At 65.7% G+C, this 12,335-nt stretch carries 12 protein-coding genes; 6 read left to right on the forward strand and 6 right to left on the reverse strand.

Annotated elements, in window-relative coordinates:
• The first annotated feature begins 16 nt into the window (after positions 1–16).
• Positions 17–721 (forward strand): GntR family transcriptional regulator, encoded by a 705-nt coding sequence (locus tag BMZ97_RS20030; RefSeq protein WP_092173665.1) that lies wholly within the window; start codon positions 17–19, stop codon positions 719–721.
• 474 nt (positions 722–1,195) lie between these two features.
• Positions 1,196–1,714, forward strand: coding sequence for a flavin reductase (locus BMZ97_RS20035; RefSeq protein WP_092173670.1), 519 nt, complete (start codon positions 1,196–1,198; stop codon positions 1,712–1,714).
• A 67-nt stretch (positions 1,715–1,781) separates the two neighbouring features.
• Here the strand turns inward: BMZ97_RS20035 and pcaC are convergent, their stop codons facing one another.
• The 5 genes from pcaC to pcaB are packed head-to-tail and all read right to left on the reverse strand — an operon-like array spanning position 1,782 to position 6,013.
• On the reverse strand, positions 1,782–2,177 hold the full coding sequence (gene pcaC / locus BMZ97_RS20040; protein ID WP_092173673.1) for a 4-carboxymuconolactone decarboxylase: 396 nt from the start codon (positions 2,175–2,177) through the stop codon (positions 1,782–1,784).
• An 11-nt stretch (positions 2,178–2,188) separates the two neighbouring features.
• Entirely contained in the window at positions 2,189–2,968 is a 780-nt protein-coding gene (gene pcaD, locus BMZ97_RS20045; RefSeq protein ID WP_092173675.1) for a 3-oxoadipate enol-lactonase, read from the reverse strand.
• An 18-nt stretch (positions 2,969–2,986) separates the two neighbouring features.
• Positions 2,987–3,397 (reverse strand): aconitase X swivel domain-containing protein, encoded by a 411-nt coding sequence (locus tag BMZ97_RS20050; protein ID WP_092173678.1) that lies wholly within the window; start codon positions 3,395–3,397, stop codon positions 2,987–2,989.
• Positions 3,388–4,647: an aconitase X gene (locus tag BMZ97_RS20055; RefSeq protein WP_092173680.1), complete on the reverse strand. Its 1,260-nt coding sequence runs from the start codon at positions 4,645–4,647 to the stop codon at positions 3,388–3,390. The genes BMZ97_RS20050 and BMZ97_RS20055 overlap by 10 nt, the downstream gene beginning before the upstream one ends.
• Positions 4,640–6,013 (reverse strand): 3-carboxy-cis,cis-muconate cycloisomerase, encoded by a 1,374-nt coding sequence (pcaB, locus tag BMZ97_RS20060; protein ID WP_092173683.1) that lies wholly within the window; start codon positions 6,011–6,013, stop codon positions 4,640–4,642. Before pcaB ends, BMZ97_RS20055 begins: the two co-directional genes overlap by 8 nt.
• A gap of 176 nt (positions 6,014–6,189) precedes the next feature.
• On the opposite strand from pcaB, the gene BMZ97_RS20065 reads away from it, so the two are divergent.
• Positions 6,190–6,642 carry a CoxG family protein gene (locus tag BMZ97_RS20065; protein WP_092173685.1) on the forward strand — a complete coding sequence of 151 codons (453 nt, stop codon included), beginning with the start codon at positions 6,190–6,192 and terminating at the stop codon, positions 6,640–6,642.
• Positions 6,643–6,723: 81 nt separating this feature from the next.
• On the opposite strand, the gene BMZ97_RS20070 is transcribed toward BMZ97_RS20065, so the two are convergent.
• Positions 6,724–8,067, reverse strand: a complete 1,344-nt coding sequence (locus BMZ97_RS20070; protein ID WP_139221271.1) for a methyl-accepting chemotaxis protein — start codon at positions 8,065–8,067, stop codon at positions 6,724–6,726.
• A gap of 338 nt (positions 8,068–8,405) precedes the next feature.
• On the opposite strand from BMZ97_RS20070, the gene BMZ97_RS20075 reads away from it, so the two are divergent.
• The 3 genes from BMZ97_RS20075 (at position 8,406) to BMZ97_RS20085 (ending at position 12,253) form a co-directional block, all read left to right on the forward strand.
• Entirely contained in the window at positions 8,406–8,906 is a 501-nt protein-coding gene (locus BMZ97_RS20075) for a (2Fe-2S)-binding protein (protein WP_092173688.1), read from the forward strand.
• An 85-nt stretch (positions 8,907–8,991) separates the two neighbouring features.
• Complete coding sequence (locus BMZ97_RS20080; protein ID WP_092173690.1) at positions 8,992–11,370, forward strand: xanthine dehydrogenase family protein molybdopterin-binding subunit; 2,379 nt, start codon at positions 8,992–8,994, stop codon at positions 11,368–11,370.
• Between the two features lie 79 nt (positions 11,371–11,449).
• Positions 11,450–12,253 carry an FAD binding domain-containing protein gene (locus BMZ97_RS20085; RefSeq protein ID WP_092173693.1) on the forward strand — a complete coding sequence of 268 codons (804 nt, stop codon included), beginning with the start codon at positions 11,450–11,452 and terminating at the stop codon, positions 12,251–12,253.
• Positions 12,254–12,335 lie beyond the last annotated feature (82 nt).

Below are 12,335 nucleotides of genomic sequence, written 5' to 3' on the forward strand. Positions count from 1 at the left end.
GGCTGGCGGAGCGCGCATGAGCCTGCGCTCGTCTCCCGATGCCCGCACCGATGAGGAGGCGCTTGCCCCGCTTCCGCCGCCGGCGGCGCCCAGCCTGTCGGAAACGGCTTATCGCCGGCTCGAGGAAGCGATCGTGACCCTGTCGCTGCGTCCCGGCGCGGTGCTGACGGAGGCGCAGCTGATCGACCTCGTCGGCGTCGGGCGCACGCCAGTGCGCGAGGCGCTGATCCGGCTGGCGCAGCAAGGGCTGGTCGAGATCTTGCCGCGCAAGGGCGTCGCCGTAGCCGACATCAACGCCATCGACGTGATGGCGGCGCTCGATGCGCGCGAGGTTCTAGAGCGATTGATCGCGGGCGATGCCGCCAAACGGGCGAGCCCGCGCGAACGTATCCTGATTATCGAGCAGGCCAAGGCGATGCGCGCGGCGGCTGAAATTGGCGATGTCAACGCCTTCATGCGCATCGACACGGAGCTCAACGGCATGGTGGCGGCAGCTGCGCGCAGCCCCTATGCGACGCGCGCGGTCGAGCCGCTGCAGGCGTTGATGCGACGCGCCTGGTATCATTTCGAGCGGCAGGACGACCTCGTGCCCTCCGCGCATCTGCATGTCGCCTTCGCGCAGGCGATCGCGACGGCCGATCCTGCTGCCGCGATGATCGCGAGCGACGCCCTGATGCTGCATTTTCGCCGTGGCCTGCTCGGCGCGCTCGGGCGGGATTGAAAGCATTCGGGCGGAGCGATGCGGGCATAGTTTGGGTGCGTCTGATATATCTAGTTTGATTGCGGAGGCCGCGTCGAACCCGTCCGCTCCCATGGCTCATGCGGTTGCCTATGCCGCGGCGCTCGACAGGAGCGGCGAGGGCCTCATCTGTGATCGCCATTTCGGGGGTCTCGAACACGTTGTCTTCATCAAGATGGCTCATGCTTGAACGAGCCGGTGTGTCGCTCCGTGAACTGGCTTTCGCGGGGGCGTGCGCCTACATCAACGGGCTGGAGGTTGTTAGGGACTATGGGGATGATTTGGCGCCGCGCCCTGCGGGTGAGGTGAAAGCGGCGGAGCGGCAGCGTCGCATCGCTTGCCGATACCGATGGTATCGCCTGCGCAAAGCTCCTCCCATCTCCGGCGTTTTGACTTCATCAAATCGTCCCCATAGTCCCTAACAACCTCCAGAGTTCACGCGAGCAGGCTGGGCGAATGACCAAGATCGTTGAGGCGGCGCCGCGCCTGACGCCAGCGGCCGACGGGCAGGCCTTCCGCGACGCCATGGCGCGGCTGGCGAGCCCGACCCATATCGTCACGACGGCGGGGCAGAACGGCCGCGCCGGATTGACCGCGACCGCCGTCGCCTCGGTCTCGGACGCGCCGCCGACCGTGCTGGTCTGCATCGAGGCCAATAGCCGGACTCTGGCGGCGATAGCGGCCAATGGCGTCTTCTGCATCAATACATTGCCGGGCGGTTCCACCGACCTGGCCGAGACGTTTGCCGGGCGTCGCGGCATCGAGGGCGAGGCGCGTTTCGCCTCGGCGCGCTGGGGCAGGCTGGCGAGTGGCGCGCCCGTGCTGGAGCAGGCGCTCGCTGCCTTCGATTGCCGGCTTGTCGCGATCCAGAAGATCGCGACGCATCGCATCGTCATCGGCGAGGTCTTGGCGCTGGGCGGCGCGGGGCAGGGCGCCGGCCTGATCTATCGCAACCGGCGCTTCGAGTCCGTCTAGGTCTTTGTTTTGACGCGCTTTCTTCGCGCGAACCGATTTCCACTTCGCTCGAAAACGCTCTTACGCTTCAGGGCTTGTTGGCCTCAGCCTCGATCTCGGCGAAGACGCTGGCGGCTTCCTTGAAGGCGTGGTTGGCGGCAGGCACGCCGGCATAGATCGCCGCCTGCATCAGCACCTCCTTGATCTCGTCCCTCGTCATGCCGTTATTGAGCGCACCACGGACATGGATGCGGAACTCGCCCCAGGCGCCGAGCGCACAGGCGATCGAGAGCACGATGATCGAGCGCTCCCGGCGCACCAGGCCTGGCCGGTTCCAGATGTCGTTCCAGGCGGTGCGGGTGATGAACTCCTGCCACTCGCCGTTGAAGGCGGTGACGCCGGCGCTGGCCTTGTCGACATAGGCGTCGCTCAGTACGGCCCGGCGGGTCTTCATGCCGTTGTCGTAACGGGTTTTCTCGTCCATGGCAGTCGACCTCAGGCGGTTAGGAAGTCGAGCACGGCCTTGGTGAAGGCGGCGGGCTGCTCGAGATTGGAAAGATGGGCGGCGTCGAGCTCGACCGTCTGCGCGCCATGGATGGAACCGGCGATCAGCTGCCCGGCGGCAGGCGGCGTTGCTGGGTCGACCTTGCCGATGATGACGAGCACTGGATTCGTGATTGCGCGGATCGGCTCGCGCTGGTCCATGTCGCGGATCGCAGCGCAGCAATTGGCGTAGCCGAGCGGCGGAGTGGTGCTGAGCATTTCGCTGACCTTGGCCACGGTCTCGCTGTCGCGCTGGCGAAATTCCTGGCTGAACCAGCGCTCCAAGATCGGCTGGATCAGTCCTGCCATTCCGTTGGCGCGCACGGACTTGATGCGGGTGTTCCAGAGATCGGGCGAGCCCGTGCGGGCGCCGGTATTGGCCAGCACCACCCGGTCGAGGCGCTTGCCGGCATGGGTCGCGAGCCATTGGCCGACCATGCCGCCCTTGGAGAGGCCGCACCAATGTGCCTTGGCGATGCCGAGATGATCGAGGATCGCCAGCGCGTCCTCGCCGAGCATGGTGATCGAATAGGGTTTGTCGGCTGCGGTCGATTGGCCGTGACCGCGTGAATCATAGCGTACGACGCGGAAGGCCTTCGACCATTCAGGGATCTGCGGATCCCACATCGAGAGATTGGTGCCGAGCGAGTTCGAGAGCAGCAGCACGGGCGCGTCGGCTGGCCCGTCAATCCTGATGTTGAAGGGCTCGCCCCTGATGGTCTCGATCGGCATGGCGTTTCTCTCGCGTTGTCAGTTGATGATGATCGCGCCGCTGGCAGACAGCGTGAGCCGCCGGCCGGCCAAAGCCTGCTGCTGCTCGGCTGGAAGCCGGAGCGCCGGCGGCGCTTGCCAGCCCATTTCGCGCGCGACGATGATGCCGAGCAGGAGGATGGCGTCGGGCGCGTCCATCAGGATCGCGGCCGGGGCCTTGCCGGCATGGACGAGTTCCAGCAGCACGGCCGAGGCCGAGGAGGAGCCGATCGTGCCCGGCAATGCCAGCACCGTGCCGGCGATGCTCGCGCCGCGCTGCGGATGGCGCGCATCGATGATCAGGCCAGTTCTGGGATCGACGCCGCCCCAGAAGCTGATGGGGGCGGTGAGCGCGAGGCATGGCGCAGAGACCGCCTCGCCCGGGATCAGGATCTCAGCCGTCAGCTCCATATCAGGGCCTCCCTGACGAGGTGGCCCGCGACGGCGCTCTCGACGCATTCGCAGAGCGAGCCATAGGTCACGGCATAGCCGGTATTGCCCGGCGCATAATGCGCGAATTTGCCGGAATTGGTCATCAGCACCGCGCCATCGATTTCGGGCAGGATCGGCGTGACCACGACGCAGGTATCGACGACGAAGACCACGCCCGCCGCTTCCAGCGCGGCGCGGCGGCCATTGGCGGCGAGCGGTCCCACCACATGGCGGCCGGTATTGGCATAGAGCGGCGCGGCGAGCTTGCGGCCGGCAAGCAGGCGCTCGACTTCCGCGATCTCGGCCAGGGAGAGATGCGGCGAGCCGATCGCGACAGCATCGATTCGCTGCGTCGCACCGGCAGTCGAGAGCCGCGCCAGCGCCGCCTGCAACTCCTGTGGGGTCAAAACGAGATGCTCGCGCGGCGCGACATGCCCGAGCGCGGTTGCGGCATCGGGCGCTTCCGGCGTCACGCCCGCGACATGGAACAGCCCGACGCCACCGGCCGAGGCTGCGGCAGCGCCCAGCGCCTTCAGTCGATCCTCATTGGTGCAGCCTTGCAGGCCCTCGATGACCGCGACGGCATTGCCGGCGGCGCGGCCGAGATAGGTACCCAGCACCGGATAAAACACATCCGAGCTGCGTAGGGCCCGTGACAGGCCGCTGACATCGATCAGCAGGGAGGCGATGCGGTTCTCCGGCTGATGCAGGCCGTAATCGGGTGCGCAGCCGGCAATGGCGCAGGCGATGTCGAGGAAATCGCCATAGCGGTTGGTGCGCGCGCCGAGCACCGAATTGCAGAAGATGACGGCGTTGGACTCGCCCCAGGCGACATCCGTGCCCACGGCCGGGCGATGCCCCGCCTGATAGGGCGCGCAGGTCCAGGAGGGCTCGCAGCCCATGGCCTCATAGGCACGCATCATCCGCCCTGCCATGTCGCGCTCATGCGCGGGCAGGCGGATCGCGGCGCAGCCGGCAGGCGCGAGGGCGCCGACATTCAAGGTGGCGCGCACCGCGACCCTGGCGTCGCCCGCGACCAGCCTTTCGGCGAAGAGCGTGCCGGAATCGCCATGATAGAGCGCGCCGTCGATATGGGCGGAGGCGACCGGGATCAGCCTCGGCGCCCCCATCAGCCGGGCGGCCTCCGTGACGATGCGCAGCGCCATGGCAGCGCCTTCGCCTTGCGCGCCTGAGGCGATGCTGCGTTCCTCGGCGGAGAGCTCAACCATCGGAATCCATATGCTCCCGCTCCTCGTCGTAGAGAGCGAGGATGCGGTCGATGATAGCATCGGTCGCACCGCGATAGGTCGTCGGGTCGAAGAGCTTGTCGATTTCGCCGGGCGCCAGCTTGCCGGCGAGGGCAGGGGTCTGGGCGAGCACGTCTCTGAGATGACGGCCGCTGGCGATGCAGATGCGACTGGCCTCCTCAAGCAGATGATGCGCCTCGCCCCTGCCGACGGTGGCGGCAAGCGCGAGCGATACGCGCTCAGCCATGACCAGGCCATTGGTGAGCTCGAGATTCTGCCGCATCCGCTCGGGGAAGACCTGAAGCCCTTCGATCAGCGTCACCATCTGGTTCAGGGCGGAGCCGGCAATGGTGAAGAGTTCCCCCATCGTGCGCCATTCGGCGTGCCAGCCGCCCATGGCGCGCTCGTGCTCCTGCGGCATGGTGGCGAGCATGGTCGAGACGAGGCCGGGTGCGCGCTTGGCCGCGGCGAGGATCAGCGTGCACAGCACCGGGTTGCGTTTATGCGGCATGGCGGAGGAGCCGCCCTTGCCGGGGGCTTCCGGTTCGGCCAATTCACCGATCTCGGTTTGCGCCATCAGCGCGATGTCCTGCGCCATCTTGCCGAGATGGCCCATGAAGATGCCGAGACCGGCGGCGATTCGCGCCGGGCGCCGGCGTTCCGTGTGCCAGGGCGTGTTGACAGCGCCGATGGAAGGCATCGTCCTGCCGAAGGCTTGAAGGACGGCTTCGGCGTGCTCGCCGAGCGAGGCCAGCGTGCCTGCCGCTCCGCCGAGCTGATGCGCGGACTGGCCACAGATCATGAAGTCGTCATGGAAGGAGATGACGGGGCCGAGCCAGTTCGCCGCCTTGATGCCGAAGGAGATCGGCACGGCGTGCTGCAGGAACGTGCGGCCGATCATCGGCGTGTGGCGATGGCGCCTTGTCAGCTCAGCGAGGGCGTCCGCAAGACGGGCGGCCCGTTCCAGAAGCAGCCGCCACGCAGCACCATATTGCTGCGCATGGCCGGAATCGATCACATCCTGGCTGGTGGCGCCGTAATGGGCCCATTTCGCGGCCTCAGGATCGATCGCAGCGACGCGGGCCGTCAACGCCTTGACCAGCGGGATCGCGGGATTGCCGGCCAGTGTCGCCGCCTTGCCGATGGCGGCGATGTCGTAGAACTCCGCCTTGCATTGCGCGCCGATCGCTTCTGCGGCTTCTGTGGGGATGACGCCGGCGGTGGCTTCCGCGCGGGCAAGCGCCGCCTCGAAATCCAGCATGCCTTGCAGCGCCGCGCAGTCGTCGAGCAGCGCTGCCATCTGCGCATCGGCGAACAACTCGCCGTACAGGCCGAGAGGGCCGCTCATCTGTCCACGGACCGGGGTGCGGCGGGCATAGCTTGGGCGCTGTTCACTTTTGTCCCCTTGTGCAGCGAGGGGCTTTCCGCTCATGGATAGCCGATCCGAGCCTTGGATAGACCCGAGGCATGGCCGGCTGCAACAGCGGCGGGGTCGGCTTGATCTTGGAATGAGGGAGTAGCGGCATGGCGATGACGATGAATGGCGAGGTCACCTTGCCGGCTGCCAAGGATGTGGTCTGGGCCAAGCTGAATGACGCGGAGGTGCTCAAAGCCTGCATCCCCGGCTGCGATCAGCTGACCAAGGACGACGACACCCACTTCTCGGCGATCGTGAAGGTCAAGCTCGGGCCGGTGAAGGCGACCTTCCGAGGCAAGGTCGAGCTCGTCGACCTCGACCCGCCCAATGGCTATCGTATCCAGGGCGAGGGCGAGGGCGGCATCGCCGGCTTCGCCAAGGGCGGCGCCAAGGTCGCGCTCAGCGTGGCCGAGGGCGGGCAGACGCTGCTGCGCTACGATGTCGAGGCGCAGGTCGGCGGCAAGCTGATGCAGCTCGGCGCAAGGTTGATCGATTCGGTCTCAAAGAAGCTCGCCGACGAGTTTTTCGCCAATTTCGCCAAAGCGGTCAGCGAAGGCTGAGCGCGTCCTTCCATCCCATAGCGGTCAGCGAAGGCTGAGCGCGTTCTTCCATCCCATAGCGGTCAGCGAAGGCTGATCGCGTCAGGACACCTGTCTCAGCGCCGTCAGCGCCTCGCTGACGGTGGCCTCCGCGGCGCCGACTTGAAGTGCGATCTGGGAAGCGACGAGGGTGGCGCGTTCGATCGCCCTTGTCGTCGTCTCCAGGCTGTCGCCGACGGCTTGGGCGCTGGCGATCGTGTCATCCGAACACCCGGCCACATCCGAGGCGTCGCGCGCTATGCCCGAGGTGACGAGGCTCTGCTGGGCGACCGAGTCGGATATCGCCTCGGAATCGCCCCGGATTTCGCCGATCGTCGAGCTGATCGAGGCGGCATGCTGGCCGCACGCTGCGGCGTTCGCCGAGAATTCGGTGATCTGGCGAGAGATCTCCCGCGTCGCATTGGCTGTCTGCGTCGCCAGCGACTTTACCTCCGAGGCAACGACGGCGAAACCGCGTCCAGCTTCTCCCGCTCGGGCGGCCTCGATCGTGGCATTGAGAGCAAGCAGATTGGTCTGCGCGGCGATGTCTGCGATCAGGCCGAGAACCGAGCCGATGCTAGCGGTCGATTCACGCAATTGCGTGATCGCGTGGTTCATCGCCTCCGCGTCGCCGACGGCGCGGGTCGCGATGGCGACGCTTTGACGGGCGCGATGGCCGATTTCACCGATATTGGCCGACATCTCTTCGGTCGCAGCTGCCGTCTGGCGGGCGCGGTCTCTCATCATTTCGGCGGCGCGCGTGACATCGAGGACCTGTGTCCGGATGAACGCTGTCGCGCTCGTGGTCTCGTCTGTGGCGCCGACGAACTGCTCGACTGCGCCGCTGATCGTCGAATCGAGCGTGCCGATCCGTGATTTCAGCATATGCGCGGCGGTGTCGAGCGCGTCGCGGCGATGCCTGGCCTCCGCAGCCTCAAGGGCATGATCCAGAGTGATCGCGGTATTGATGTCCATGACCAAGACGTTCTCGATGATCTCCATGTCCCTCGCGAAACGTCTGGGAGACAGCAGAGAGGCTAGGCGCGGCTTCGTCGCGATCGCTCTGAAAAGTGCCCCCGCGATCGACACGCGGGAACGGGTGCCGACCTTGACGGCGCGCTCCAGGATGCACATGCGCTCCATAGATTTGTAGTAGCGCTCGTCGAAATCACCTTCAAAGATCAGCCTGAAGTGCTGCCCCGTGATCTCATAGAGGTTCTCATTTAGCGGCGTGATGTTGTCTTTCAGCCCGGGATGGATCTGGCGACCGTAGGTGAAGGCCTTCGCGACGATGTCTTCGATGACGAGATCGACATGCTTGCGATAGCCCCGCAGCGCGGTGCGCTTTTGCTCACCATAGCCCGTCGAGTGCAGGCGGCGTGCGACCTGTTCGGAAATCGATGTCAAGATTGGCCCTCGCGCCGCCGGCAAAAGCGCTCCAACGAGCTGACGCACGGTGAGTGGCCCCGGTTAAAATTCCGGCAATGCGACATACGCACGCGGTTTCGCAAATTCTGGGTGAGCACCGCTCGAACGCGATGAATCGCCGCGAAACGGTACAAAACAGCCTGCCTTGTCTGGATGTGCCCGGCTTGACCGCGCAAAAATGCGGGTCCACATTCAATTTCGAGCTATTCCAAGGAAGAGCTGCTCTTCGTCGATTGCGGTCGCGCGAGGGGAGATTACGCTACGGCTTCGAGATGTCTTAGCCGGGCGCCAGACCCGGGTCACAGGAGGAATGCCCCATGGCCACCGTTTCGATGACGGTGAACGGCAAAGCCGTCACCGGCACAATCGATTCCCGCACCTTGCTCGTCCAGTTCCTGCGCGAGAACCTGCGCCTGACGGGCACGCATGTCGGCTGCGACACCAGCCAGTGCGGAGCCTGCGTCGTCCATGTCGACGGCAAGGCGATCAAGTCCTGCACGACGCTGGCGCTGTCGCTCGAGGGGGCTTCCGTGACGACGATCGAGGGGCTGGCGGTCAACGGTACGCTGCATCCGATGCAGGAGGCTTTCCGCGAGCATCACGGGCTTCAGTGCGGCTATTGCACGCCTGGCATGATCATGGCGGCCGTCGATATCGTGAATCGGCGCGGTCATGCGCTCGACGAGCAGACGATCCGCGAGGATCTCGACGGCAATATCTGCCGCTGCACCGGCTACCACAACATCGTCAAGGCGATCGCAGCCGGGGCCGAGGCCATGGGCGGCAAAGCCAAGCCGGCCCGCCAGGCCGCAGAGTAAGGCGTTTCGCCCGCGCCATCCCGCGCGGGCTTTTTCTCATGCCATGACGTGCCCGCCAGAGGCGCGCTGCGAGGAGGGAACACCAATGTCTTCTCAATCAAGCTCCGCCACCGGAATCGGCGCCTCAGTCCGCCGCAAGGAAGACCACCGCTTCATCACCGGCCAGGGCCGCTACACCGACGACATCAACCGCCCCGGCCAGGCCCACGCCTATTTCCTGCGCTCGCCCCACGCCCACGCCACCATCAACAAGATCGACACCAAGGCCGCCGCCAAGATGCCCGGCGTGCTTGGAATCTTCACAGGCGACGATCTCACGGCCGATAAGGTCGGCGGGCTGATCTGCGGCTGGATGATTCACAACAAGGATGGCTCGCCGATGCGCGCCGGTGCCCATCCGGCCCTAGCCCAGGGCAAGGTCCGCTATGTCGGCGATCATGTCTGCGTGATCGTCGCCGAGACGCTGGCGCAGGCGCGCGACGCGTCCGAGGCGATCGTCGTCGACTACGGCGTGCTGCCGGCCGTGGTCGACACCGCAAGCGCCGCCAAAGCCAAGACGGTGGTCCATGTGGAGGCGCCCGACAACACGGTGTTCAACTGGCATCTCGGCAACAAGGACGAGACAGAGAAGGCCTTCAAGGCGGCCAAGCATGTGACGAAGCTCGACATCGTCAACAACCGGCTGGTGCCCAACCCTATGGAGCCGCGCGCGGCCGTCGGCGATTACGATCAGGGTGAGGGGGCATTCACGCTCTACACCACGAGCCAGAACCCGCATGTTGCACGCCTCGTCCTCTCGGCCTTCATCGGCATCGCGCCCGAGAACAAACTGCGCGTGATCGCGCCCGATGTCGGGGGCGGTTTCGGCTCGAAAATCTTCATCTATGCCGAGGAGACGGTCTGCGTCTGGGTGGCGAAAAAGGTCGGCCGGCCGGTGAAATGGACGTCGGACCGTTCCGAGGCCTTCCTCTCCGACGCGCATGGCCGCGACCATGTCACCCATGCCGAACTCGCGACCGATGCGGATGGCAAGATCACGGGCCTCAGGGTCAAGACCACCGCCAATCTCGGCGCCTATCTTTCGACTTTCTCCTCGTCGGTGCCGACCTATCTCTATGCGCCGTTACTCTCGGGCTCCTACGATATCCCGGCGATCTATGCCGAGGTCGATGCGGTCTACACCAACACGGCCCCCGTCGACGCCTATCGCGGAGCGGGGCGGCCGGAGGCGACCTTCGTGGTCGAGCGCCTGGTCGAGGTCGCGGCGCGCGAGCTCGGCAAGGATCCGGCAAAATTCCGGATGCAGAACTACATCAAGAAATTCCCGCACCAGACGCCGGTGATCATGATGTACGACGCCGGTAATTACGGCGCGGCGATGAAGAAAGCGCTGGAGATCATCGACTACAAGGGCGTCGGCAAGCGCAAGCGCGACTCAGCCCGCAACGGCAAGCTGCGTGGCATCGGCTTCTCCTCCTATATCGAGGCTTGCGGCATTGCGCCGTCGGCCGCGGTGGGGTCGCTGGGTGCAGGTGTCGGCCTGTGGGAATCGGCGGAGGTCAGGGTCAATCCGATCGGCACCGTCGAGGTTTTGACCGGCTCTCACAGCCATGGCCAGGGCCATGAGACGACCTTCGCCCAGCTCGTCTCCGACAAGCTGGGCATCCCGATCGAGAACGTTTCGATCGTCCATGGCGACACCGACAAGGTGCAGATGGGCATGGGCACCTATGGCTCGCGCTCCGGCGCGGTCGGCATGTCTGCGATCTTCAGGGCGGTCGACAAGGTCATCGCCAAGGGCAAGAAGGTCGCGGCCTATGTGCTGGAGGCCGACGAGGCCGATATCGACTTCGCGGATGGGCACTTCAAGGTGAAGGGCACGGACAAGACGCTCGATTTCGGCTCCTGCGCGCTGCAGGCCTATGTCGCGCACAAGTTCAACGGGCAGGATCTCGAGCCCGGGCTGAAGGAGGGGGCGTTCTACGACCCGACCAACTTCACCTTCCCGGCCGGCGTCCATATCTGTGAGCTCGAGATCGACCCCGCCACCGGCACGACCCGTATCGAGCGCTGGGCGGCGGTGGATGATTTCGGCAATGTCATCAACCCGATGATCGTCGAGGGGCAGGTCCATGGCGGCATCGCCCAGGGGGTCGGGCAGGCGCTGCTGGAAGGGGCGAAGTACAATAGTGATGGGCAGCTCGTGACCGCGAGTTTCATGGATTACTGCATGCCGCGCGCTGGCGATCTGCCATCCTTCGATGTCGGCATGACAGTGACGCCATGCCCGTCCAACCCGCTCGGCATCAAGGGGTGCGGCGAGGCCGGCGCCATCGCTGCCCCACCTGCCGTGATCAACGCCATCACCGACGCGCTCGGCCATGAGGACATCGCCATGCCGGCGACGCCCCAGGCGGTCTGGCGCGCGGCGCAGAAGAGCCTCAAGAGAATGGCTGCCGAGTAAGCATCGAGAAGGCGGATGGCGGCATGTGGCTGCCATCCGCTTATCCAGCGCCTGCGACGTTTCGAAAGGGATCATGCCCATGTACGCCTTCACCTTCCATCGCCCGGCCACGGCGCGCCAGGCCGCCGGTCTCCTCGCCAAGAAGGAGGACGCCAAATTGCTCGCCGGTGGGCACACGCTGCTGCCGACGATGAAGCAGCGTCTCGCTTCGCCGGGAGCACTCGTCGATCTCGGCGGCTGCGCCGATCTCAAGGGCATCGAACGCAAGGGCCGCAATGTCGTGATCGGCGCGATGACGACCCATGCCGAGGTCGCGGCCTCGCCACTCGTGCAGGAGGCCATTCCGGGCCTGGCCTATCTCGCCTCGCATATCGGCGATCCGCATGTGCGCAATCGCGGCACGATCGGCGGTTCGGTCGCCAATAACGACCCTGCGGCGGACTATCCCGCAGCCTGCCTCGCGCTGGGGGCGACGATCGTCACCAACAAGCGCAAGATCGGGGCGGACGAGTTCTTCACCGGCCTTTACGAGACGGCGCTGGAAGAGGGCGAGATCATCACCAAGATCGCCTTCCCGCTGGCTTCCAAGGCGGCCTATGCGAAATTCCGCAATCCGGCCTCGCGCTATGCGCTGGTCGGCGTCTTCGTCGCCAAGCGCGGCTCCGATGTCCGCGTCGCGGTCACGGGCGCGGGCGAGGGCGGCGTCTTCCGCTGGCCCGAGGCCGAGGATGCTCTGAAGACGCGCTTCACCGCGAAATCGCTCGATGGCCTCAAAGCCTCGGCCAAGGGCATCAATGCCGACATGCATGCCGATGCCGAATATCGCGCCCATCTGATCGGCGTGATGGCGAAGGAAGCCGTGGCGCGCGCGACGGGCAAGTAGGGCGAGTATAATCGAGCTTTGTCGAGGGCGATGTCGTTCGGCGTCGCCCTGAGACGAAAAACGGATCGCAACGATCGATCCA

The sequence above is a fragment of the Allobosea sp. OK403 genome (assembly GCF_900113835.1).
Classification (GTDB): domain Bacteria; phylum Pseudomonadota; class Alphaproteobacteria; order Rhizobiales; family Beijerinckiaceae; genus Allobosea.